Source organism: Brevundimonas sp. Leaf280 (assembly GCF_001422455.1).
In the GTDB taxonomy this organism is placed as follows: domain Bacteria; phylum Pseudomonadota; class Alphaproteobacteria; order Caulobacterales; family Caulobacteraceae; genus Brevundimonas.
Map to the genome: position 1 here is coordinate 87,258 of NZ_LMNC01000001.1, position 21,752 is coordinate 109,009.

General features: G+C 68.4%; 24 protein-coding genes. 9 read left to right on the top strand and 15 right to left on the bottom strand.

What is annotated here, in order from left to right; all coding sequences use genetic code 11:
* The 5 genes from ASF31_RS00435 (at position 1) to ASF31_RS00455 (ending at position 5,150) form a co-directional block, all read left to right on the top strand.
* Positions 1–2,925 (top strand): bifunctional [glutamine synthetase] adenylyltransferase/[glutamine synthetase]-adenylyl-L-tyrosine phosphorylase, encoded by a 2,925-nt coding sequence (locus ASF31_RS00435; RefSeq protein ID WP_055752813.1) that lies wholly within the window; start codon positions 1–3, stop codon positions 2,923–2,925.
* Between the two features lie 47 nt (positions 2,926–2,972).
* Complete coding sequence (locus ASF31_RS00440; protein ID WP_200918517.1) at positions 2,973–3,605, top strand: EF-hand domain-containing protein; 633 nt, start codon at positions 2,973–2,975, stop codon at positions 3,603–3,605.
* A gap of 65 nt (positions 3,606–3,670) precedes the next feature.
* Entirely contained in the window at positions 3,671–4,243 is a 573-nt protein-coding gene (locus tag ASF31_RS00445) for an RNA polymerase sigma factor (RefSeq protein ID WP_055752815.1), read from the top strand.
* Positions 4,240–4,641, top strand: coding sequence for a hypothetical protein (locus tag ASF31_RS00450; RefSeq protein ID WP_055752816.1), 402 nt, complete (start codon positions 4,240–4,242; stop codon positions 4,639–4,641). Before ASF31_RS00445 ends, ASF31_RS00450 begins: the two co-directional genes overlap by 4 nt.
* The gene (locus tag ASF31_RS00455; RefSeq protein ID WP_055752817.1) at positions 4,638–5,150 is read left to right on the top strand and encodes a periplasmic heavy metal sensor; all 513 of its coding nucleotides are present in this window, start codon (positions 4,638–4,640) and stop codon (positions 5,148–5,150) included. Before ASF31_RS00450 ends, ASF31_RS00455 begins: the two co-directional genes overlap by 4 nt.
* Positions 5,151–5,164: 14 nt before the next feature.
* Here the strand turns inward: ASF31_RS00455 and ASF31_RS00460 are convergent, their stop codons facing one another.
* Entirely contained in the window at positions 5,165–5,845 is a 681-nt protein-coding gene (locus tag ASF31_RS00460) for a bifunctional 4-hydroxy-2-oxoglutarate aldolase/2-dehydro-3-deoxy-phosphogluconate aldolase (protein WP_055752818.1), read from the bottom strand.
* A 148-nt stretch (positions 5,846–5,993) separates the two neighbouring features.
* Between ASF31_RS00460 and ASF31_RS00465 the strand changes: the two genes are divergently transcribed.
* Positions 5,994–6,350, top strand: a complete 357-nt coding sequence (locus tag ASF31_RS00465) for a hypothetical protein (RefSeq protein ID WP_055752819.1) — start codon at positions 5,994–5,996, stop codon at positions 6,348–6,350.
* Positions 6,351–6,451: 101 nt separating this feature from the next.
* Here ASF31_RS00465 and ASF31_RS00470 read toward each other — a convergent pair whose 3' ends face one another.
* Positions 6,452–7,330, bottom strand: coding sequence for an alpha/beta hydrolase (locus ASF31_RS00470; protein WP_235551204.1), 879 nt, complete (start codon positions 7,328–7,330; stop codon positions 6,452–6,454).
* Here ASF31_RS00470 and ASF31_RS00475 point away from each other — a divergent pair.
* A complete protein-coding gene (locus ASF31_RS00475; RefSeq protein WP_039244189.1) occupies positions 7,305–7,562 on the top strand; it encodes an Lrp/AsnC ligand binding domain-containing protein in 258 nt (85 codons plus the stop codon). The two genes, ASF31_RS00470 and ASF31_RS00475, sit on opposite strands and share 26 nt — an antisense overlap.
* Here the strand turns inward: ASF31_RS00475 and ASF31_RS00480 are convergent.
* Positions 7,559–8,062 (bottom strand): hypothetical protein, encoded by a 504-nt coding sequence (locus ASF31_RS00480; RefSeq protein WP_045811869.1) that lies wholly within the window; start codon positions 8,060–8,062, stop codon positions 7,559–7,561. The genes ASF31_RS00475 and ASF31_RS00480 overlap by 4 nt on opposite strands.
* Positions 8,063–8,176: 114 nt before the next feature.
* On the opposite strand from ASF31_RS00480, the gene hmgA reads away from it, so the two are divergent.
* Together hmgA and ASF31_RS00490 are read left to right on the top strand one after the other, a co-directional pair.
* The gene (gene hmgA, locus ASF31_RS00485) at positions 8,177–9,472 is read left to right on the top strand and encodes a homogentisate 1,2-dioxygenase (RefSeq protein ID WP_174086548.1); all 1,296 of its coding nucleotides are present in this window, start codon (positions 8,177–8,179) and stop codon (positions 9,470–9,472) included.
* A complete protein-coding gene (locus tag ASF31_RS00490; RefSeq protein WP_055752821.1) occupies positions 9,469–9,831 on the top strand; it encodes a hypothetical protein in 363 nt (120 codons plus the stop codon). The genes hmgA and ASF31_RS00490 overlap by 4 nt, the downstream gene beginning before the upstream one ends.
* An 80-nt stretch (positions 9,832–9,911) precedes the next feature.
* Here ASF31_RS00490 and ASF31_RS00495 read toward each other — a convergent pair whose 3' ends face one another.
* From ASF31_RS00495 to hisG, 12 genes are all read right to left on the bottom strand, one after another.
* Positions 9,912–10,217, bottom strand: a complete 306-nt coding sequence (locus ASF31_RS00495) for a hypothetical protein (protein ID WP_055752822.1) — start codon at positions 10,215–10,217, stop codon at positions 9,912–9,914.
* A 90-nt stretch (positions 10,218–10,307) separates the two neighbouring features.
* A complete protein-coding gene (gene glk / locus ASF31_RS00500) occupies positions 10,308–11,279 on the bottom strand; it encodes a glucokinase (RefSeq protein WP_055752823.1) in 972 nt (323 codons plus the stop codon).
* A 30-nt stretch (positions 11,280–11,309) separates the two neighbouring features.
* Positions 11,310–13,199 (bottom strand): phosphogluconate dehydratase, encoded by a 1,890-nt coding sequence (gene edd, locus ASF31_RS00505; protein ID WP_055752824.1) that lies wholly within the window; start codon positions 13,197–13,199, stop codon positions 11,310–11,312.
* A gap of 1 nt (position 13,200) precedes the next feature.
* Positions 13,201–13,911: a 6-phosphogluconolactonase gene (gene pgl, locus ASF31_RS00510; protein WP_055752825.1), complete on the bottom strand. Its 711-nt coding sequence runs from the start codon at positions 13,909–13,911 to the stop codon at positions 13,201–13,203.
* A complete protein-coding gene (zwf, locus tag ASF31_RS00515; RefSeq protein ID WP_055752826.1) occupies positions 13,904–15,376 on the bottom strand; it encodes a glucose-6-phosphate dehydrogenase in 1,473 nt (490 codons plus the stop codon). The genes pgl and zwf overlap by 8 nt, the downstream gene beginning before the upstream one ends.
* Positions 15,377–15,424: 48 nt before the next feature.
* Positions 15,425–16,048 carry a bifunctional phosphoribosyl-AMP cyclohydrolase/phosphoribosyl-ATP diphosphatase HisIE gene (gene hisIE / locus ASF31_RS00520; protein WP_055752827.1) on the bottom strand — a complete coding sequence of 208 codons (624 nt, stop codon included), beginning with the start codon at positions 16,046–16,048 and terminating at the stop codon, positions 15,425–15,427.
* Positions 16,045–16,812 carry an imidazole glycerol phosphate synthase subunit HisF gene (gene hisF / locus ASF31_RS00525; RefSeq protein ID WP_055752828.1) on the bottom strand — a complete coding sequence of 256 codons (768 nt, stop codon included), beginning with the start codon at positions 16,810–16,812 and terminating at the stop codon, positions 16,045–16,047. Before hisF ends, hisIE begins: the two co-directional genes overlap by 4 nt.
* A complete protein-coding gene (gene hisA, locus ASF31_RS00530; RefSeq protein WP_055752829.1) occupies positions 16,809–17,546 on the bottom strand; it encodes a 1-(5-phosphoribosyl)-5-[(5-phosphoribosylamino)methylideneamino]imidazole-4-carboxamide isomerase in 738 nt (245 codons plus the stop codon). The genes hisF and hisA overlap by 4 nt, the downstream gene beginning before the upstream one ends.
* Positions 17,540–18,142 carry an imidazole glycerol phosphate synthase subunit HisH gene (hisH, locus tag ASF31_RS00535; RefSeq protein ID WP_055752830.1) on the bottom strand — a complete coding sequence of 201 codons (603 nt, stop codon included), beginning with the start codon at positions 18,140–18,142 and terminating at the stop codon, positions 17,540–17,542. Before hisH ends, hisA begins: the two co-directional genes overlap by 7 nt.
* Positions 18,139–19,563, bottom strand: a complete 1,425-nt coding sequence (gene hisB, locus ASF31_RS00540; protein ID WP_055752831.1) for an imidazoleglycerol-phosphate dehydratase HisB — start codon at positions 19,561–19,563, stop codon at positions 18,139–18,141. The genes hisH and hisB overlap by 4 nt, the downstream gene beginning before the upstream one ends.
* Complete coding sequence (hisD, locus tag ASF31_RS00545) at positions 19,560–20,867, bottom strand: histidinol dehydrogenase (RefSeq protein ID WP_055752832.1); 1,308 nt, start codon at positions 20,865–20,867, stop codon at positions 19,560–19,562. Before hisD ends, hisB begins: the two co-directional genes overlap by 4 nt.
* On the bottom strand, positions 20,867–21,748 hold the full coding sequence (gene hisG, locus ASF31_RS00550; RefSeq protein WP_055752833.1) for an ATP phosphoribosyltransferase: 882 nt from the start codon (positions 21,746–21,748) through the stop codon (positions 20,867–20,869). Before hisG ends, hisD begins: the two co-directional genes overlap by 1 nt.
* Positions 21,749–21,752 lie beyond the last annotated feature (4 nt).

Genomic DNA, 21,752 nt, shown 5'->3' on the forward strand with positions numbered 1-21,752 from the left:
ATGGCCCATCCAGAAACCTCGATCCCGCTGGCCTACGGCCTCACGCCCGCCGGTCCGGTCACAAACATCGCCGCCGCCGACCGCCTGCACGAAACCCTGATCCAAGCCGCCGACGCCGACGGCTGGCGCGATGCTCTGGACGCCGCTTGGCCCTCTCTGGCGCCTGTCGCCGGCGCGTCGCCCTATCTCGCCGGTCTGATGCGCCGCCGGCCCGCCCATCTGCGAAGCCTGTTGCACGCCGATCCGACCGAGGCGCTGGAGCGGATCATCCGCGACACGGACGCGCTGGACGCCGAGCCGGACGCGGTGCGCGCCCCGCTGCGCGTGCTGAAGGCCAACCTGCACCTGCTGACCGCTCTGGCCGACCTCGGCGGGGTGTGGGATCTGGAGCAGGTCACCGACGCCCTGTCCCGGTTCGCCGATGCCTCATGCCGCGCCGCGCTGCGCGCGGTCGCCGCCGAACAGAGGGCGTGCGGCCGGTTGATCTCGCCGCCCGGCGATCCGCGCGGCCCCATTCCGGGCCTGTTCGGCCTGGCCATGGGCAAACATGGCGCCAATGAGCTGAACTATTCGTCCGACATCGACATCTCCCTCTTCTTCGAGCCGCGCCTGATGGGCCTGGCCCTGCGCGAAGGCGAGGAAATGCAGGACTTCGCCAATCGCGTCGGCAAGGGGATCGCCACCCTGCTGACCGAGCGAACGGGCGACGGCTATGTTTTCCGCGTCGATCTGCGGCTGCGGCCCGACCCATCCTCGACCCCGCCGGTCGTCGCCGGGCCGATGGCCCTGGCCTATTATGAGAGCGTGGGTCAGAACTGGGAGCGGGCGGCCTTCATCAAGGCGCGGCCGGTGCTGGGCGACATGCGCGCGGCGGGCCGGTTCCTGAAGGCCATGATCCCCTTCATCTGGCGCCGCAGCCTGGACTACGCCGCCGTGCTGGACATCCAGTCGATCAAGAAACAGATCCACGTCCACAAGACGGGCGAGGGGCTGCAGGCCGCAGGAGCCAATCTGAAGCTGGGTCGCGGCGGCATCCGCGAGATCGAGTTCTACGCCCAGACCCAGCAGCTGATCCTGGGCGGCCGCGATCCGGTTTTACGCAAACAGCGCACGCTGGAGGCGTTGAAGGCTCTGGCCGACGCGCGCCATGTGCCCCAGGCGGTCTGCGAGGAACTGTCCGCCGCCTATGTCGAGCTGCGCGGGCTGGAGCACCGCGTGCAGATGCTCGACGACGAGCAGACCCATCGCCTGCCCGAGGACGCCGAGCGTCGCGCCGCCGTCGCCGCCCTGGCAGGTTCGGATGATCTGGCGGCCTTCGACGCCCAGGTCGAGGCCCTGCTGGCGCGGGTCAACGCCCGCTATGGCGAACTGTTCGAGGGCGGCGAAGATCTGGACTCCAGCTACGGCAGCCTGGTCTTCACCGGGGTCGAGAACGATCCCGAGACTTTGGAAACCCTGCGTCGCATGGGCTTTTCCGAGGCGCCGTCGGTCGCTGATACGATCCGCAGCTGGCACCACGGCCGCATCCCCGCGACGCGCACGGCGCGGGGCCGCGAACTGTTCACCCGCCTGGCGCCGCGCCTGCTGGAGGCCCTGGCCCGATCCGGCGCGCCGGACGAGGCGTTCCGGCGTTTCGCCGTCTTCTTCTCCGGGCTGGCGGCGGGCGTGCAGGTCCAGGCCCTGTTCCTGAACCAGCCCAAACTGTTCGAAATGGTGCTGGGCGTCATGGCCTTCGCGCCGCGTCTGGCGCGCACCCTGGGCCGGCAGCCGGCGGCGCTGGACGGGGTGCTGGACGCCCGCTTCCTGGTCGATCTGTCCGAAGAGACCGGCCTGACCGAACAGATGCTGCGCGAGGCCGGCGAGACGGAAGATTTCGAGGGGGCCATGAACGCCGTGCGGCGCCTGCATCGCGAGCAGATGTTCCGCATCGGCATCCACGCCCTGACCGGCCGGGCGGGGGCCGAGGCGGCGGGCCGCGCCTACGCCGCCCTGGCCGACGCCGCCATGCGCACCCTGTCGCCGGCGGCGCTGGCCGAGACCGAACGGCTGGGCGGCGCCTTCCCCGGCGCGGTGGCGGTGGTCGCCTTGGGCAAGGCCGGTTCGCGCGAGATGACGGCCGGATCGGACCTCGATCTGATGACCCTGTACGAGGCGCCGCCCGAGGCGACGTCCGAGATCAAGGGTTGGACCGCCGACGTCTTCTACGCCCGCTTCACCCAGCGGCTGATCGCGGCCCTGTCGGCGCATACGGCGGAAGGCGGCCTGTATGAGGTGGACATGCGCCTGCGCCCCACCGGCTCCAAGGGGCCGGTGTCGGTGCGGCTGAAGGCGTTTGACGCCTATTACGCCAAGGAGGCGGAGACCTGGGAGTTCATGGTTCTGACCCGCGCCCGCGTGGTCTGGGCCAGCGATCCCAAGTTCGGCGCACAGGTGTCCGCCGCCATCGAGTCCGCCCTGCGTCGCCCGCGTCCCGGCGTCGATATCGCCGCCGACATCCGAAAGATGCGTAGCCTGATGGATCGTCAGCGTCGCCCGCACGGCTTCTGGGACTTGAAGCTGTCGCCGGGCGGACAGGTGGACGCCGAGTTCGCCGCCCAATTCCGCCAGCTTCAGGCGGCCGCCATCGGCGAGCCGTTGACCCTGTCGACGCTTGAGGCCCTGCACGACGACCCGGTCCTGGCCGAGGCCTGGCGCGTGCAGCAGCGGCTGGCCCATCTTCTGGCCGCCGCCTTCGAGGGGCGGGTCGATCCGGAGGGCGAGCCCGGCGTCTTCCAGCTGCGCCTGGCCGAGGCCGCCGGCGCGCCGGACTTCGACACGCTGAAGATCGAGCTGACCGACCTGCGCGCGCGGGCGCGAAAGGCCTTCGAGCGGGCGGTTCCAGCAGGCCGCGACGGAGAATCCGCAACGCCGCGTTCAATCTCCTGACAGGGCAATGTCAAAGGGCGCCAAACGCGCCCGTGGAGATGATCGAGATGAGAAACACCTTTCTGACCGGTTTGGGCGTCATCGCTCTGGCCGCCGCCGCCGCCGGCGCCGCGACCGCACAGGTTCCGCCGGCCCCCGTCGCCGGCGCTCCCGCACCGCATCATTCGCGCGCGGATCCGAACCGCCAGATCACCCGCGCCGAGTTCGTCGATGCGCGCATCGCGCGTCTGACCGCGCTCGATACGAACCGCGACGGCGTGGTCAGCCCCGAAGAGCGCGCCGCCGCCATGCAGGCCCGTCGCGCCGAACGCACGGGCGACCGCTTCGCCAAGCTGGACGCGAACGGCGACGGCTCCATCAGCCGGGCCGAGTTCGACGCCGGCCATGCCGCACGCCCGGATCGCGGTCCGCGCGCTGAACGCGCCGGTCATCGTGAGGGCCGTCGCGGCGGCGCGCATCACGCCATGCGCGGACAAGGACGCGAACGCGGGCCGGTGGTGATCGCCGAAGCCTCCGCCAAGCTCGGCGAGCGGTTCGACAAGATGGACGCGGATCGTGACGGCGTGATCTCCTCCGACGAGCGCCGGGCGGTCATGTCCGCTCAGCGTGAGCAACGTCAGGAACGCCGCGCGGCCCGCCAGGCGCAACAACCTGCTTCCCCCGTCCCGGCTTCGGAGTAAGACGGTGTCGGGGTCGGCCGTCGTGAACGCACCGGTCCCTTTCGTCAGCAGCGGAAGAGGCAGGTTTGGTCGCGATCGTCGACCCCGACGAGGATCTGGTGCGGCGCGTGGGGCAGGGCGACCCGGCGGCGGCGCAGACGCTCGTCTCGCGCAAGCTGCCGCGCATCCTGTCGCTGGCCCAGCGCATGCTGGGCGATGCGGTCGAGGCCGAAGACGTGGCCCAGGAGACGATGCTCAAGGCTTGGCGTCAGGCGCCGAAGTGGACGCCCGGCAAGGCCAGGTTCGACACCTGGCTGCACCGGGTCGCGCTGAACCTCTGTTACGACCGGCTGAGGCGTCGGCGCGAAATCCCGACCGACACGCCGCCGGATCGTCCCGACGAAGGCCCGGCGCCGGATCGCGGTCTGCTGGCGGCCGAGACGGGCGTACGGGTCACGGCGGCCCTGAAACGGCTGCCGGACCGACAGCGCGAGGCCATCGTCCTGTGCCATTATCAGGAGCTGTCGAATATCGATGCGGCGGCCCTGATGGAGATCAGCGTCGAGGCGCTGGAGAGTTTGTTGTCGCGCGGTCGTCGCGCATTGCGTCTGGCCCTTTCGGACATCGGTCCGGGGTCGATTAGAGGAGACGGACGATGAAGGCGGAACGGTTGCACGAACTGGCGGACGCCTATGGCGCCGATCTGCGTCGGTGGCCCGCGTCCGAGCGCGCCTTCGCCGAAAGCTTGATCGCCGTCGATCCGTCGCTGAAGGCGGTGTTGGACGAGGCGGCCGCGCTGGACGCTCTGCTCGACGCCGCGCCCAAACATGTCCCGTCCGCCGGCCTGACCGCGCGCATCCTTGCGGCTGCGCCCCGGGCGAAAAGCCGTCTGGGCAAGGCGATCTGGTACCTCGGCGCCGGTTGGGCCGCCGCGGCCTGTGCGGGCGTGGTCGCCGGCGTGGGCCTGACCACCCATCTGACCGCCGACGCGCGCGCCGATGCGGTGCTTTATCAATCCTCGCTGACGGGCGTGGATGACACGGAACTGCTGGGATGACGTCCAAGAGCCTGAAGATCGCCTTGGCCGTTTCGGTGGCCCTGAACCTGTTCGCCGTGGCGGGCGGCGTCACCTATGTCGTCAATCGCGACCGGATCGAACGCCGGATTGAGGACCAACGCCGTCCGGGCCGCGAGGGACCGCTGGCCGAGGTGCTGGCCGATCTGGATCCGGCCGTACGCCAGCGCGTGCGCACCGCGCTGCGAGAATCGGCCCTGGCGGCGCGTCCTGATTTCGAAGCGGCCCGCGCCGCCCGGCGAGAGGCCATCGACGTCGCCGGTCAACCGACCCTGGACGCGGCCCGGGTCGAAAGCTTGCTGGAACAGTCCAGAGCCGCCGAGATGCGGGGCCGCACACGTCTGGAAAACGGCGCGGTCGCCGTGCTGGCGACGCTGACGCCCGAGGAGCGTAAGGCCCTGGCCCCGATCCTTCAGCGTAAGGGCAATGCCCGTCGCGCCGCGGCCCACGGGCCGGATCACCGTCAGCCGGACGACCGCGCGCCCCGCTGACGGCGCTTGGGCGCTCAGCCCTTCTTGGACGCGCGGAACGCGGCGACGGCGTTCACCGCCGAACGCACCGACGCCTCGATGGCGGCCCAGTCGCCCGACTTCACGGCGTCATCGGTCACCAGTTTGGAGCCCATACCCGCCGCGACGATGCCCGCGCCGAACCATTTGGCGATCGACGCCTCGTCCGGATCGACGCCGCCGGTGGGCATGATCTTGACCCAGGGCATCGGGCCCTTGACCGCCTTGACGAAGTCCGGGCCGCCGACCGACGAGCCGGGGAAGAGTTTGACGATGTCGCAGCCCAGTTCGTGCGCCTCGCCGATGTCGGTCACCGACCCGCAACCAGGGAAATAGGCGACCATGCGGCGGTTGCAGACCTTGGCCACGTCGGGGATTAGGCAGGGGCTGACCACGAACCGCGCGCCCCGGTTCAAATAAAGCGAGGCCGTCCCCGCATCGACGACCGAACCGATGCCCAGCACGACATTCGGGTCCGTCTTGATCAGTTCGCGATTGATCTCGCCGAACAGGTCGCAGGCGAAGTCGCCGCGATTGGTGAACTCGACCACCGGCGCCCCGCCGCGCGCGCAGGCGCGGATGACGTTCAGGCTGACCTCGGCGTCGGGATGATAGAAAACCGGGCACACGCCCTGGGTCTGAAGCGCCTGAAGCACGCTGACGCGATCATGGGCCATGGACGGGTTCCTCTGCGATAGGTTCGCGTCCGACCTCCGCTGTCGCGAACGCAAGGTCAAGTCAAACCGCGTTAGCGCGGGCGTTCTCTTGACGGCGTGTGGCGAAAGGCGGACCGTCGTTCGCTCATTCCCCTCTTGGAGCAGCGGGATGTTCGCAGCCCTCGCCATCGTCGCCCTTCTGACCGTCCAGGATCCGCCGCCCGCCGCCGACATGGACGGCGCCTGGTCCGTCGATCTGGCGACCGATCCGGCCCAGCCCTATCGCCAGCCCATGAACCTGACGCTCCAGCCCGACGGCGTCGTGACGGGCGACTTCTACAACAGCCGGATCGAGGCGGGCCGATGGAAGCGCCAGCACGGCCGGCTGTGCGTCTCGTTCCGAACGACCGACGGCGCAGGCCCCTATCACACGGCGGCCTGCCTTGCGGGCGACCATGTCGAGGGTCAGACCTGGGCTGAACACCGCAACTTCGTCTTCATCTGGCGCGCCGACCGCCCCTCTTGAAGCCTCGCCGCTCAAGCCCATCTGTCAGGGAGGGAAACATGGCATTTCATACGAATTAGACGAATTAGACTCTATTTTTCGCCGCCGGGTCTGATTGTCGCTCAGCGTCGATGGGCCAGGTCGGCCAGCCGCCGGACCAGGGCGCTCTCGTTTTCGAAGAGCGGATCCAGAACCGTGAAATGGTTCAGGTCGGGCAGGGCCTCGAACCGCGTCTCGGCCTCGGCGTCGCCCCAGCGTGCGGCCATGTCGCGGCTTTGATCCACGAAGGCCTCGCTTTCCGCCCCGCCAACGATGCAGTCCAGAACCGCGCCGACCGGCGCCGGCCAGCGGATCGGCGACAGGGCCTGGGCCTCGGCCGTATTCAGATCCAGGGCGACGTTGAGCGACGTGGGGATCAGCGGCTCCAGATCGAACACGCCCGAGATGGCGACCGCCGCCGAGGCCCGCCTGTCCGCCAGCAGGCAGGCCGCCATATGCCCGCCCGCCGAATGGCCGCTGATGACAGGCGCGGCGCCGGTGCTGTCGCGGATCAGATCGACCGCCGCTCGCATCTGATCGACGATCCGGCCCAGCCGCACGCTGGGCGCCAGGTCATAGGTCGGGATGGCGACGCTGACGCCGTGGGCCAGCAGGGGGGAAGCCACGAAGCTGAACCAGCTCGCATCCAGCGCTTGCCAATATCCGCCGTGCAGGAAGACCACGACGGGCGCCCCGTCCCCGGCGTCGAACCAGTCGATCCGCTCGCGCTCGCCTGGGCCGTATTTCACGACTTGGTGCGGATGGGCGGCGCGGGCGGTCTCCGATCCCGTCTTCCAGCGCGCCATCACGGCGGGATGGTCGGGCACCAGGGCGCGGTTGTTGTATTGCGCCTCCAGCACGGCGTCTGTGTCTTGCGGCTTACCCGTCACGTCTTCGTCCGCTAGAAGCGCCCTCGAACCAGAGGACTGATCCGCCATGATGACCGCCATCTTCGTCTTCATCAAATGCGAGCTGGGCTACGCCAACGACGTGGCGGCCGACATCGTGGACAATGTCGAGAACGTCTCGGAGGTCTATTCCACCTCGGGTCAGCACGACCTGCTGGCCAAGTTCAACCTGCCGCGCGACGCCGACATCGGCACCTTCGTGACGAAACAGGTCCAGACGCGGCCGCACGTGCGCGACACATTCACCGTCATCACCTTCTCGCCCTTCCTGCCGAGCAAAGGCTAGGGCGCGGCCTTTCGCCTGACCTTGTCCTTGCGGTCCTCGGCCTCGTCGTCGTCGCCGACCTTTTCCTCGACCGTGGCCGACAGGCGCTGGAAGACGCCCAGGCCCACCAGCACCAGCACCGAGGCGATCAGCAGGGCGGTGGGATAAAGCAGCTGCGCCACGTCCTCGCGCGCCGTCTTGAACACCACGACCAGCGCTTCGAGGAACAGGGCGATGACGATGGTCGACAGGAACTTGGTCAGGCTGCGCCGGGCCTCGGCGGCGCTGCGCTTTTCGTTGCCGCGCCGCACCTCGTCCTCGAAGATGTATTTGGCCACGTCGAAGACGGCGATGGCGACGATGACATAGCCCAGCACGTCCAGAACCGCGTCGGCGCCGGACTTGTCGGGCGAGCCGATGCCGTGCAGCGCATCCTTCACCCCGAACCCGATCAGGGCCATGGCCGCCAGCAACAGCAGCAGGCTGGCGAAGGCGAACACCGCCCGGGTCAGATAGGTCATGGAAATCCCTCCGCGAGGCCACAGCAACGCGCCAACCGCCAAGCTGTTGCCTGACGGGCAAAGGGTGACGCTGGCGCCGGGGACGGCTAAACGAGGGGCATAGGGAGACACGACATGACGCGATCCAACGCGCCCGCCTACATGACCGGTTTCGGCAATCATTTCGCGACCGAGGCCGCGCCCGGTGCCCTGCCGGTGGGCCGAAACTCGCCGCAGAAGACGCCGATGGGCCTGTATGCCGAACAGCTGTCCGGCACCGCCTTCACCGCGCCGCGCGCCGAGAACCGGCGCAGCTGGCTCTATCGTCTGCGTCCGTCGGCCCAGCATGGGCCGTACACCCCCTTCGATCAGGGGCGGGTCCGCTCCGGTCCGTTCGACGAGACGCCGCCCAATCCCAACCGGATGCGATGGGACCCGCTGCCGATGCCGCAGGCTGCGACCGACTGGGTCGAGGGGCTGACGACCTATGGCGGCAACGGCGAGCCGGACGGCGGGGCCGGGGCGGGTATTCACCTGTATGTCGCCAACCGATCGATGACCGACCGCGTCTTCTATGACGCCGACGGCGAACTGCTGATCGTGCCTCAAGAAGGCGACCATCGCTTCGTCACCGAGTTCGGCGTCATCGAGGCCCAGCCGGGTCACATCGTCCTGATCCCGCGCGGCGTACGTTTCCGCGTGGAGGTCGAGGGGGACGTGCGCGGCTATGTCTGCGAGAACTACGGCAGCCCGTTCCGCCTGCCGGATCTCGGACCCATCGGCTCGAACGGCCTGGCCAATCCGCGCGACTTCGAAACGCCGGTCGCGGCCTATGAGGACGTGGATCGCCCGACCGAATGCGTCCAGAAATACGGCGGCCGCCTGTGGGCCACGACCTTCGATCACAGCCCGCTGGACGTCGTCGCCTGGCACGGCAATCTGGCCCCCTGCCGCTATGACACGGCGCGGTTCAACACGATCAACACCGTCAGCTACGACCACCCCGATCCGTCGATCTTCACCGTCCTGACCAGTCCGTCCGAGACGCTGGGGACCGCCAACATCGACTTCGTCATCTTCCCGCCGCGCTGGATGGTGGCCGAGGACACCTTCCGCCCGCCGTGGTTCCACCGCAACGTGATGAGCGAGTTCATGGGTCTGGTGACCGGCGCCTACGACGCCAAGGCCGGCGGCTTCGCGCCAGGCGGCGCATCGCTGCACAACCGCATGAGCGGCCACGGCCCGGATCAGGCCAGCTATGACGGCGCGATCAAGGCCGAGTTGAAGCCGCACAAGATCGAAAACACCCTGGCCTTCATGTTCGAGACGCGCATGCCGATCCGCGTCACGAAATGGGCGTCGGAATCACCGCAGATGCAGCTCGACTACGACGACGTGTGGTCAGGCTTCACCAAAGGACAGATTTCATGATCCGCATTTCCCTCATCGCCGCCGTCGCGCTTCTGGCTGCCGCCTGCTCGCCCCAGACCACGGGAGCGGCGTCGGATGCGCCGATGCAGAGCGCCGACGCCGCGTCCTGCGCCACGCGCGGCGGCACGATGAAACAGGTCGGGCGGATGCAATCCTGGCAGTGCGTCATCAACTATGCCGACGCCGGCAAGCGCTGCACCGACGGCGATCAGTGCCAGGGCGACTGCCGCATCGAGGGCAACAGCGGCGTGGCTCCGGGGACGGCGGCGACCGGCGTCTGCCAGGCGACCAGCGACCGTTTCGGCTGCAATACGACGGTCGAGGACGGCAAGGCCGGCCCGACCCTGTGCATCGACTGAGGTCGCAGGCGTGAAAAAGCCCCCGTCGCGAGCGACGGGGGCTGCTCCATCCGTAAACGGATTTAGTGGGTCGCCAGACCTTAGTGGGTCGAAGGCGTGTTAGCCGTCGTAGCGCCGCCATCAGCGTTGCCGGCTTGCTGCTCGACCATGTCGGCCTTGCGGTCGGCGTTCTTCTCGACCTGGTCGGCCTGGGCGTTCAGGGCGTCAGCCTGAGCGGCGGTCGGAGCGGTCGCGGCTTGCGATTCCAGCTGGTCGGCGCGGGCTTCACCCGTCGCTTCGATGGCGTCGGCTTGCTTTTCAGCGGCCTTGTCGGCGGCGCTTTCACCGCAGGCGGCGACGCCGGCCAGCATGAAGACCGAAGCGGCGGCGATGGCGAACTTTTTCATTTGAGGTTCCTCTCCTAGGTGGAAACTCTCAAACGCTACGGTGACGGTTCGGTTCACGCCGCCGTGAGATTTTCGTGATCGCCCGTCGCATCAGGCCTCCGACTGGGCGAAGGCGACCCGCGCAGCGCCCAGCAGGGCGGCGTGTTTGTGCATGATCACCTTGGTCGGAATGTCCTGCATATACTCCTTGAACCGGCCCTTTCGCTCGAACCGCTGGCGGAAAGGGCTGGCCTTGATGAAGGGCAGGATGCGCGGAACGATGCCGCCGGCGATATAGACGCCGCCGCGCGCGCCGGTGGTCAGGGCGATGTCGCCGGCGACCGCGCCCAAGATGGCGCAGAAGCGGGCCAGGGTCGCGCCGCACGGGCTGTTCGGATCGGCCAGGGCCGTTGCAGTGATCTGAGCGGGATCGTCGATGTGGGTCTCGCGTCCGTCGATCTCGGCCAGGGCACGGTGCATGTTCAGCAGGCCCGGCCCACAGATCAGGCGCTCGATCGACACCCGGTCATAGCGGCGACGCAGGATGCGCAGGATTTCGTCCTCGACCGGATCGCCGGGGGGGAAGCAGGCGTGCCCGCCCTCGGACGGCATGGCCATTTCCTTGCCGGCCGCATCGCGCACCAGGGCCGAGACCCCGAAGCCGGTGCCGGGGCCGAGCACCGCGACGGTGCAGTGCGGATCGCCGTCGACCGGACCGCCCAGGCTCTCCAACTGATCTTCCGGCACGATGGGCGCGCCCCAGGCCAGAGCCTCGAAGTCGTTGATCAGCTTGACCGGCTTCAGGCCCAGGGTCTGAAGCTCCGCCTCCGACACCTGCCAGGGCGAGTTGGTCAGGTCGATGGCGCCGTCCGTGACCGGGCCGGCGACGGCGATCACGCCGCCCGTCGGCTTGACCTCGCAGCCGTCGATGAAGGCGGCGACGCCTTCCAGGAAGGTTGGATAGGTCTCGGCCGGAAAGCTCTCGTGATGGTCCAGCACGGGCTTGCCGTCCACCATTCGGGCCACGGCGAAGCGGGCGTTCGTGCCGCCGACATCGCCGACGAGAAGGGTCTTGTCATTCATTGGGGCGTTTCCTGCGCTCGGTTCGGTGGATCAGGCGTCCACAGTCCGATCGACGAAGTTGGGATTGGGCGGGGTGTCGTCGTTGCCGCGCGAACCGGTCGGCAGGGCGAAACAGACCGTCGCCCCCTGTTCGGCCGTCGTGACCACATGGCGGAAGGCGCCGAACAGTTCACGGCCATAGCCCCAGGACGAACCCTCGGCGTTGGCGGCGGACCGGGCGGCCAGCGGACGGGCGGTCCGGTCGGGAACGCCGACGGTGGTCAGAACGCCAGCTTCGGCGTCCAGGCGGATGATGTCGCCGTCCTGAACATGGGCCAGCGGACCGCCGGCCAAGGCCTCCGGGCTGACGTGGATGGCGGCGGGCGTCTTGCCGCTGGCGCCCGACATGCGGCCGTCGGTGACGAAGGCGACCTTGAACCCCTTGTCCTGAATGACCGACAGGGCCGGCGACAGGCTGTGCAGTTCCGGCATGCCGTTCGCCTTGGGCCCCTGGAAGCGCAGGACGATGACCACATCGCGGAACAGCTTGCCGTCGCGGAAGGCTTGCAGTGCGTCTTCCTGGGTTTCGAACACGGCCGCGGGCGCCTCGACGATGCGGTTCTCGGGTTTGACGGCGGAAATCTTGATGACTGCGCGGCCCAGGTCGCCCTGAACCAGACGCAGGCCCCCCTCCTTGTCGAAGGGATTCGAGGCCGGGCGCAGGATATCGAGATCGAGACTTTCCTGGACCCCATCGCGCCAGACCAGCTCGCCGTCCACCATCGACGGTTCCTGGAAATAGGCCTGGATGCCCTGACCCATGATGGTCGTGACGTCGGTGTGGATATTGCCCGCCATCGCCAGCTCACGCGCGATGAAGGCGACGCCGCCGGCGGCCTGGAAGGCGTTCACATCCGCCGAGCCGTTGGGATAGACCCGCGCCAACAGCGGCGTGACCGACGACAGCTCGTCCATGTCGGTCCAGTCGATCAGAACCCCCGCCGACCGCGCCATGGCGACCAGGTGGATGGCGTGATTGGTCGAGCCGCCGGTGGCCAGCAGGGCCACGATCATGTTGACGATGGACTTCTCGTCGATGACGTCGGCCATGCGGCACTCGCCGCTGCGGGCCAGTTCGACCGCCCGTTTCGCCGCCGCCGCCGTCAGGGCGTCGCGCAAGCCGGTGTCGGGATGGACGAAGGCGGTGGAGGGCATGTGCAGTCCGCCCAGCTCCATCATCATCTGATTGGAGTTGGCGGTGCCGTAGAAGGTGCAGGTGCCGGGCGAGTGATAGCTGCCGATCTCACTTTCCAGCAGGGTCTGACGATCGACCTTGTTCTGCGCATATTCGGCCCGGACCCGGGCCTTTTCCGCGTTCGGAATGCCCGATGGCATCGGGCCTGCGGGTGCGAAGACGACGGGCAGGTGGCCGAAGGCCAGGGCGCCCATGAACAGGCCCGGAACGATCTTGTCGCACACGCCCAGCATCAGACCGGCGTCGAAGGCGTCGTGGGTCAGGGCGATGCCCGCCGACATGGCGATCAGGTCGCGGCTGAACAGCGACAGCTCCATGCCGGGACGACCCTGCGTGACGCCATCGCACATGGCGGGGGTGCCGCCGGCGACCTGGGCCGTGGCGCCGACCTCGCGCACGGCCTTGCGCACCACGTCGGGGAAGCGCTCGAACGGCTGGTGGGCCGACAGCATGTCGTTATAGGCGGTGACGATGCCGAGGTTGGGCTTGGACCCGTCCATCGCCGTCAGCTTATCGGCGATCGTCTGGCCCGCGAAGGCGTGGGCCCAGTTGGCGCAGCTCAGCTTGGCGCGTCCGGCGCCGCTGTCGCGCGCGGCGTCCATGCGACGGATGTAGTCGGCGCGGGTCTCGCGGCTTTTTTCGACGATGCGGGCGGTGACGACCGCCACGGTGGGATGAAGCGCCATTTCAGCCTTCCTCCGTCCACAGAACTTCAAGGGGAACGCCGGCGGCGATCAAGGCGGCGATGGGTTGGATCTTCGGATCGCCCTGAGCCTGTTCTTCGAAGACGCGACGCTTGGCGGCGCCTTTCAGACCCAAGATCACCCGGCCCGCAGACATCAGATAGGGCAGGTTGATCGACAGCCGTTCGAGCGTCGGCGCCATGCCGTCGCGCCCATGCGGCACGCCCAGCACCGTGGGCTTCAGCCTAGGGGTCAGCAGTGTCTTCAGCGTCGGGCTTTCGGGGAACATGGAGCAGATATGGCCATCCTCGCCCATGCCCAGCAGCACCGCATCGAACCGCCCGCCGGCATCGGCCAGGGCCTTGGCCGCCACGATGGCCGCCCGGTCCACGGTGACCTCGGGCGTATAGAGCGGGATGAAGCGCGCCGTCGCCGCCTTGTCCTGAAGAAGCACGTCGCGAATGAGCCGGGCGTTCGATTCCGGCGAGGTCTCGGGCACATAACGCTCGTCCACCAGGGTCACGGCGATTTTGGACCAGTCCAGATCGGTCGCCGCCAGGCGGCGGTAGACGGGCGCAGGCGTCGAACCGCCGGGACCGGCGAACAGGGCCTGCCCATGGTCGCGGACGGCCGCGCCAAGAGTTTCGGCCAGACGCGCCGAGATGGCTTCGGCCCAGGTCTCGACGGAGGCGAAGGTTTCGGGGGTCTCAGACATCGGTCGTATTCCAGTCGCGGCCGGTGCGGGCCATCAGCATGTCGGCGCTGTCGGGACCCCAGGTTCCGGCGACGTAGTCGTCGGGCTTCAGACCGGATTCGGCCCAGGCCTCGGAAACCTCGTCCACCCATTTCCAGGCCTGCTCGGCCTCGTCGCGTCGCACGAACAGGGTCGAGTCGCCCGCCATCGCGTCCAGCAGCAGACGCTCATAGGCGATGCGGCGGCGCGGCGGGGCGGCGGACTTGCCGTCCCCCGAATTCGGCACACCCCACGACAGGCTCATCTTGATCGGCTGCAATTGCATACGCTGATCCAGGCCTGGCCGCTTGTTCATCACCGTCAGCGAGATGTCTTCCTCGGGCTGCAACTCGATGATCATGCGGTTGGCCTGAACCTCGCCACGGTCGTCGCGATCGAAGATCGAGTGGGGCACCGGCTTGAACTGGATAACGATCTCGGTGCGCTTCTCGGGCAGGCGCTTTCCGGTCCGCATGAAGAAGGGCACGCCCGCCCAGCGCCAGTTGTCGATATCGGCCCGAACGGCGACGAAGGTTTCGGTGTCCGACGGCTGACCGCGCTCCTCGTCATAGCCCTTGGCCGGCTTGCCCTCCGAGACGCCCGCCACATACTGACCCCGCACGGTCACGCGCTCGACCTCGTCCACCGTGACGGGCCTTAGGGACCTCAGCACCTTGACCTTCTCGTTGCGCACCGAGTCGGGGTCCAGGTCGCTGGGCGGCTCCATCGCCACCAGGCAAAGCAACTGCAGCATGTGGTTCTGCAGCATGTCGCGCAGGGCGCCGTATTCATCATAGTAGGGCCAGCGATCGCCGACCCCCACCGTCTCGCCGATCGTGATCTGCACGTGGTCGATGGACAGGTTGTTCCAGAGCGGCTCGAAGATCGTGTTGCCGAACCGCAGGGCGATCAGGTTCTGCACCGTCTCCTTGCCCAGGTAGTGGTCGATGCGGAACACCTGATTCTCGCTGAAGGCGTGGGCCACGGCGTCGTCGATTTCGAGGAAGGACTTCAGGTCGCGCCCAACCGGCTTTTCCAGCACGATGCGGCAGTTCTTTTCCGCCAGACCCGCCGCCTTCATCGCCGTGACGATGCGGGCATAGAGCGAGGGGGAGACGGCCAGGAAGGAGGTGACCTCGCCGTCGCCGACCTTGTCCTTCAGCGGCTTCAGGCTTTCGGGCGAGGTGGCGTCGACCGCCAGATAGTCCAGGCGGGCCTTCATCCGCGACCAGCTGGCTTCGTCCCAGACCTTGTCCGCCTCGGCGCGCGCCTTCACCGCCTCGTGCACCTTGGCGATATAGTCGTCGGCGCTTTCTTCGGAACGCGCGGCGCCGATGATCTTCAGCCCTTCAGGCAGCAGGCCGTCGTGTTCGAGGAAATAGAGCGACGGCAGAAGCATGCGCATCGCCAGATCGCCGCCGCCGCCAAACAGAATGAGAGCCGCCATGTCTTGTCCCTCGATGATCCCATTTGTCGGGACGCACGCCTTTACGGTCTAGCCGCTGTCTTTGGCCGCTTCCGCTCGCGAGGCCAACACGTCCAGCACGTCCTGAAACACCATGTTACGGGCATGGAGAAGAACGAGCAGGTGGTAGATCAAATCCGCAGCCTCGCTGGCGAGTTCCTCGTCCGGGCCGGCGACGCCGGCCAGAGCGGTCTCCACGCCCTCCTCACCAACCTTCTGGGCGATGCGTTTGGGCCCCTGTGCGATCAGTCGAGCAGTCCAGCTTTCGGACGGATCGGCGGCGGCCCGTTCGGCGATGGTTCGCTCCAGCCGGGCGATCCGACCCAAGCCCGGCGCGTCAGCCTCTCCGAAACAGCTCGTCCGGTTCAGGTGGCAGGCGTTTCCGACCGGCCTGACGCCCAACACGATGGCGTCGGCGTCGCAGTCGGCCGTGATAGAGACGACGTGAAGCCGGTCGCCCGAGGTCTCGCCCTTCCTCCACCGCCCCCTGCGCGAGCGCGAGAAGAAGGTGGCCTCGCCGGATGCGATCGTCTCGTCCAGCGCAGCGCGATCCATATAGGCCAGGGTCAGGACCTGCAGCGTGGCGGCGTCCTGCACCACGACGGGGACCAGGCCGGCGCCCTTGGCGAAGTCGATGGTGTTCGGGTCGATCACAGTCTCATCTCCAGGCCTTCGTCGGCCAGGTATTGTTTCAGGTCCGGAATGGCGATGGCGCCGGTGTGGAAGACGCTGGCGGCCAGGGCGCCGGAGACGTCGGCCTGCTCGAACACAGCCTTGAAATGATCGGGCGCGCCGGCGCCGCCCGAGGCGATCAGGGGAATGGTCAGACGTGCCCGCGCGGCGGACAGTTGCTCGATGTCATAGCCGCGCCGAACGCCGTCCTGATCGATGCAGTTCAGCACGATCTCTCCGGCGCCCAGGCTCTGCGCCTCGTCCAGCCAGTCCAGCGTGCGTTTGCCGGCATGACGGCGTGCATCGGGGTCGCCGGTATATTTGTGGACCACCCAGTCGCCGTCCTCAAACCGGCTGTCGACGCCGACGACGACGCACTGGCTGCCCAGCCGCGCCGCCATGTCGGCGATCAGTTCGGGCCGTTCCAGAGCCGGGGAGTTGATCGAGACCTTGTCCGCTCCGTGGTCCAGACAGCGCGCCGCCTGATCCACGCTGCGAATGCCGCCGGCGACGCAGAACGGAATGTCCAGCAGTCGGGCGATGTCCTTGATCCAGCCATAGTCCAGCGTCCGCCCTTCGGGACTGGCGGTGATGTCGTAGAAGACCAGTTCGTCGGCGCCTGCGTCGCGATAGCGGGCGGCCAGCTCGGCCGCGTCGCCCATGTCGGTATGACCGACGAACTTGACGCCCTTGACCACCCGGCCGTCCTTCACGTCCAGGCAGGGAATGATCCGCCGCGCCGTCACGAGCGTTTGGCCGCCGCGATCGCCTCGGGCAGGCTGAAGCAGTTCTCGTAGAGCGCGCGTCCGACGATGGCGCCGTGACAGCCCAGCGCCTTGACCGCAGCGATGTCGTCCAGCGAGGAAACGCCGCCCGAGGCCTGCAACACCAGATCCGGCCGACGGCTGCGGATCTCGGCCAGCAGGTCCAGGTTCGGCCCGGTCAGAGCGCCGTCACGACCGACATCGGTCACCAGCAGGTGTTTGGCCGTCCCCTTGGGATACCGATCCAGCGCCTCCCAAAGCGTCATGCCCGAGGACTGGGTCCAACCCTTCAGTGCAGGCACCGGCACGCCGTTCTCGATCTTGACATCCAGGGCCAGGGTGATGCGCTCGACGCCGAAGGTTTCCAGCCAGTTGGCCACCGCCTCAGGTTGGGTCACCGCCAAGGAGCCTACGACGACGCGCGACACGCCGGCGTCCAGTAGCTTTTTCAGATCGTCGGCGCTGCGCACGCCGCCGCCCGACTGCACCTTGACGTCGATGGCCTGGGTCAGTTCGCCGATCAGGGCGTGCTGACGCGCCTCGCCCGCCTCGGCTCCGTCTAGGTCGACGATGTGGATCCACTCCGCGCCCTCGGCCGCAAAGGTTGTCAGGCGGGCAGCCGGTTGATGGTCATAATGCGTCACTTGGGCGAAGTCGCCGTGCATCAGGCGCACGCAGACGCCGTCCTTCAGGTCGATGGCGGGGTAGATCAGCATGACAGGCCCAGGAAGTTCTTGAGGATGGTCGCCCCGGCCTCAGCCGAGCGTTCGGGGTGGAACTGGCAGCCCCAGCGGTTGGCGGATCGAACCACAGCCGGAACGACGCCGCCATAGTCGGCGCGCGCCAAGGTCGCCGGTCCGTCGGGACAGACGAAGCCGTGGACGAAATAGGCATAGGCGCCGTCGGCGACGCCCTCCAGCAAGGCGTCGTCGCGGTCGCGCGTCAACCGGCTCCAGCCCATGTGCGGCACCGGCAGATCGCCCTCAGGCTTCAGCCGGGTCACCGCGCCGGGAATGAGACCCAGCAGATCGACGCCGTCGCCCTCGTCGCTCGATCCGAACAGCAGTTGCTGACCCAGGCAGACACCCAGCAGGGGGCGCGGGAAGGCGCGGATCGGCGCGATCAGACCCAAGTCCGACAGGCGCTTCATGGCGTATCCGGCCGCGCCTACGCCAGGCAGGATCACCCGTTCGGCCTCGGCGATGACGGCGGGATCGTCGGTCAGGCGAACGGCCGCGCCCAGCCGCTCCAGCGCGAACTGGACCGAGGCGACATTGCCGGCGCCGTAGGCGATGACGGCGACCTCGGTCACAGCACACCTTTGGTGGACGGCACGGCGTCGCCCTCGACGCGGATGGCCTGGCGCAGGGCGCGGCCGAAAGCCTTGTAGACGGCTTCGGTCTTGTGATGGTCGTCCTGGCCCGTGACCTTGATGTGGACAGCCGCGCCCATGGCCTCGGCCAGCGACCGGAAGACGTGGGCGGTCAGGTCGGTGCGGTAGTCGCCGATGAAGGGCGTCTCGAAGGTGCCCTCGAACAGCGGATACGGGCGGCCGGAAAGATCGATCGAGACAGTCGCATTCGCCTCGTCCATCGGCAGGACGAAGCCGTAGCGGGCGATGCCCTTGCGCTCGCCCAACGCCTGTTTCAACGCCTGCCCCAGGGCGATGGCGCTGTCCTCGATCGTGTGGTGCGGATCGGTGTGCAGGTCGCCTTCGCATTGCAGACGCAGGGAGAAGCCGCCGTGGGCCGCGATCTGCTCCAACATGTGATCGAAGAAGCCGACGCCGGTCTCGATTTTCACCGGGCCGGGCGCATCCAGATCGACGGCGCAGACGATGCGGGTTTCCTTGGTGTCGCGCACGGCCTGACCAACGCGGGCGGGCCGGCGCTTGGCCGGCGTCAGGCCGAAGGCGGCGAGCAGCCGGTCGTTGACCTCGGACTTGATCGAGATGGGCAGTCGCAGACGCTCGCCGGACAGATCGGCCTCGACGCCATAAGACTTCAGACCGGCCAGGGCGGCGGCAGGCTCTTCGGGGCGCGCCATGATGATGGGACCAACGCCCGGTTCGACCGGCATCTGGCGACCCAGCTCGCGCACGACCCGTTCGCGCTCGCGCCGGACCGAGGCGATCCGCTCGGCGGTCTCGATCATCCGCGACGGATCGAGCGCCTGCATCGCCAGCCGAACCAGCGGTTCGGGCAGGGCGTACGGCTCCAGAACCGAGGCGAGGCGAGCCAGTGTCGGGGCCTGGGCGATGGCGGCGCCCACGCGGGCGCCGGCCAAGCCATAGGCCAGGGACAGGCTGCGCAGCACGATCAGGTTCGGCTGATCGGCGACGACGGTCACGGCCGAGACGCTGTCGGAGAACTCAATCAGCCCCTCGTCCACCATCAGCAGCGCGGGGGAGACGCGGGCGGCCATTTCGCCGACGGCCTCAGGCGAGCCAAGCGCTCGGATCACGACGACGGCAGGTTCGCCCTTGTTCGGATAGATGGCGGCCAGGCTGTCGTAGGGCTCGGCCTTCGGGGCCTCGACCGATCCCCCGTCGCGAGCGGCGAGGCGCCAGGCCAGTTCCAACCCGTGGGTCAGGCCGCGCACCGGCAGCACCTGTTCGGCAGGGACGCCATAGACGGCGGCCATGCGTGCGGCGAGGGCGGAGGTGTCGTCGGGATAGCGATCCAGACCTTCGCCGCCGGAAACCAGCGGCGGATAGGGAGCGGGCAGGGTCATCCTTCGGCCCTCAGGTCGGCGGCGCGGGCGTGGGCTTCCAGTCCCTCCATCCGGGCCAGACGGGCGGCGATGGGCGCAAGCTGACGGGCGCCGGCCTCGGTCACCAGCTGGACCGACATGGTGGTCATGAAGCTGGCGGTGGTGACGCCGCCCAGGGTGCGGGCGCCCCCGTCGGTCGGCAGGACGTGGCTGGGACCGGCGGCGTAGTCGCCCAGGGTCTCGGCGGCGAACCGGCCGACGAAGACGGCCCCGGCGGCCTTGACCGAATCGACCAGCGGCTCGGGATCGTCGATCTGGATCGCCAGGTGTTCGGGGCCATAGAGGTTGGCGACTTCTGCGGCGGCGTCGAGGTCGCGGACCAGGATGGCGCGGGCTTCGTTCAGCGAGGCGCGGGCGATGGCTTCGCGCGGCAGGGTCGCGACCTGCACCTCCACCTCGCTCAGGATGTAGTCGATGGTGGCGCGGCTGGTGGAGACCAGCAGAACCTGCGCATCCGCATCGTGCTCGGCTTGGCTGAGCAGGTCGGCGGCGGCGATCTCGGGCGCGGCGTCGCGATCGACGATGACCATCAACTCCGACGGGCCGGCCGGCATGTCGACGGCGGGACCGCCTGGCAGGGCGCTCGCCTGCTTCTTGGCCTCGGCCACATAGGCGTTGCCGGGTCCGAACAGCTTGTCACAGGCCGGAATGACCGCGTCCTCCATCTCGACGCCGAAGGTCAGGGCGGCGATGGCTTGGGCCCCGCCCATCAACCAGATGGCGTCCAGCTCCGCCTCTGCGGCGGCCAGGATCATGGCGGGGTGGATGCCGCCGTCCTTGTTCGGCGGCGTGACAGCGACGCGCTGGCCCACGCCCGCGACGCCGGCCGGAATGGCAAGCATCAGCAGCGACGAAAACAGCGGCGCGGTGCCGCCGGGAATGTAGAGGCCGGCCGAGGCGATGGGACGCCAGGCCAGTTTGGACCGCACGCCGGGCGTCGTCTCGATAAAGGGAGTGTCCTCGGGCCGGGTCGCCTGGTGGAAGACGCGCACATTGTCGGCCGCCATGCGCAGGGCGCGCACGTCGCCGGGCGGCAGGGCGTTGCGCGCCTCGGCGACGGCCTCGGGCGTGATGGCGATGCGACGGGGCGGCGCCTTGTCCAGCTTCAGGCACCAGTCGGTTACGGCCGCGCCGCCGCGCTGGCGCACGTCGTCCAGGATGGTGCGCACGACCTCGGTCACGTCGCCGGCGGTGCGTTGTGCCGGGCGGGCGAGGGCGGCCGTCTTGCCGGCGGCGTCGAGGGAAGACCAGTCGATGCGTTTCATCACATCATCTTCTCGATCGGCAGGACCAGAATGGCCGAGGCGCCGGCGGCCTTCAGCTTCTCAAGCGTCTCCCAGAAGACGGCCTCCTGACAGACGGCGTGGACGGCGACCGCATCGTCGCGACCCATCAAGGGCATGACGGTGGGCGAGCCGGCGCCGGGCAGGATGGCGGTGATCTCGTCCAGGGCCGAGCGCGGGGCGTTCAGCATGACGTATTTGGCGCCTTGCGAGGACACGACGCCCGCCATCCGCTCGATGACGCTGTCCAACAGCTGCTGCAAGGCGGGCTCGGGCGCCACGGGCGACTGGATCAGCACGGCCTGGCTTTCCAGAACCGTATCCTTGGCCCCCAGGCCGTTGGCCTCCAGCGTCGCGCCGGTCGAGACCAGGTCGCAGATGGCGGCGGCCAGTTTCAGCCGGGGCGCGACCTCGACGGCCCCGCGCATCACCACGATGTCGGCCTTGACCCCGCGTTCGTCGAGGAAGCGGCGCAGGATTTTAGGATAGGAGGTGGCGATGCGCAGCCCGTCCAGCGAGGCTGGACCGTCATAGGCAAGCGTCGGAGGCGTGGCGATCTTGAGCGTGCAGCGACCGAAGCCCAGCGGCATGACGATCGAGGCGTTGGGCCCGCCGTTGCGGCCCTCCTCCAGCACGTTCTCGCCGACGATGCCCAGGTCGCAGACGCCGTCCGCCACGAAGGTGGGAATGTCGTCGTCGCGGACGCGCAGCAGGTCGATCGGATAGTTCTCGACCCGGTACAGCAGGTCGTTGTGACCCTTGACCCATTTCAGGCCCGCGTCGCGGATCAGGTCGAGGCTGCGGTCGGCCAGACGGCCAGATTTCTGGACGGCGATGCGAAGCCGGCCCTGCACGGTGCTCATATTC

Coding starts and splice junctions, on each gene's coding strand:
- ASF31_RS00470 (WP_235551204.1), bottom strand. CDS start 7,330: ATGAAGACGAAGATGGCGGTCATCATGGCGGATCAGTCCTCTGGTTCG.
- ASF31_RS00495 (WP_055752822.1), bottom strand. CDS start 10,217: ATGAAAAAGTTCGCCATCGCCGCCGCTTCGGTCTTCATGCTGGCCGGC.
- hmgA (WP_174086548.1), top strand. CDS start 8,177: ATGACGCGATCCAACGCGCCCGCCTACATGACCGGTTTCGGCAATCAT.
- ASF31_RS00460 (WP_055752818.1), bottom strand. CDS start 5,845: ATGGCCCATGATCGCGTCAGCGTGCTTCAGGCGCTTCAGACCCAGGGC.
- ASF31_RS00475 (WP_039244189.1), top strand. CDS start 7,305: ATGATGACCGCCATCTTCGTCTTCATCAAATGCGAGCTGGGCTACGCC.
- ASF31_RS00480 (WP_045811869.1), bottom strand. CDS start 8,062: ATGACCTATCTGACCCGGGCGGTGTTCGCCTTCGCCAGCCTGCTGCTG.
- ASF31_RS00465 (WP_055752819.1), top strand. CDS start 5,994: ATGTTCGCAGCCCTCGCCATCGTCGCCCTTCTGACCGTCCAGGATCCG.
- hisB (WP_055752831.1), bottom strand. CDS start 19,563: ATGACCCTGCCCGCTCCCTATCCGCCGCTGGTTTCCGGCGGCGAAGGT.
- ASF31_RS00455 (WP_055752817.1), top strand. CDS start 4,638: ATGACGTCCAAGAGCCTGAAGATCGCCTTGGCCGTTTCGGTGGCCCTG.
- zwf (WP_055752826.1), bottom strand. CDS start 15,376: ATGGCGGCTCTCATTCTGTTTGGCGGCGGCGGCGATCTGGCGATGCGC.
- pgl (WP_055752825.1), bottom strand. CDS start 13,911: ATGTCTGAGACCCCCGAAACCTTCGCCTCCGTCGAGACCTGGGCCGAA.
- ASF31_RS00490 (WP_055752821.1), top strand. CDS start 9,469: ATGATCCGCATTTCCCTCATCGCCGCCGTCGCGCTTCTGGCTGCCGCC.
- hisD (WP_055752832.1), bottom strand. CDS start 20,867: ATGAAACGCATCGACTGGTCTTCCCTCGACGCCGCCGGCAAGACGGCC.
- hisG (WP_055752833.1), bottom strand. CDS start 21,748: ATGAGCACCGTGCAGGGCCGGCTTCGCATCGCCGTCCAGAAATCTGGC.
- ASF31_RS00440 (WP_200918517.1), top strand. CDS start 2,973: ATGAGAAACACCTTTCTGACCGGTTTGGGCGTCATCGCTCTGGCCGCC.
- edd (WP_055752824.1), bottom strand. CDS start 13,199: ATGGCGCTTCATCCCACCGTGGCGGTCGTCACCGCCCGCATCGTCGAA.
- ASF31_RS00450 (WP_055752816.1), top strand. CDS start 4,240: ATGAAGGCGGAACGGTTGCACGAACTGGCGGACGCCTATGGCGCCGAT.
- ASF31_RS00435 (WP_055752813.1), top strand. CDS start 1: ATGGCCCATCCAGAAACCTCGATCCCGCTGGCCTACGGCCTCACGCCC.
- hisA (WP_055752829.1), bottom strand. CDS start 17,546: ATGCTGATCTACCCCGCCATCGACCTGAAGGACGGCGTCTGCGTGCGC.
- glk (WP_055752823.1), bottom strand. CDS start 11,279: ATGAATGACAAGACCCTTCTCGTCGGCGATGTCGGCGGCACGAACGCC.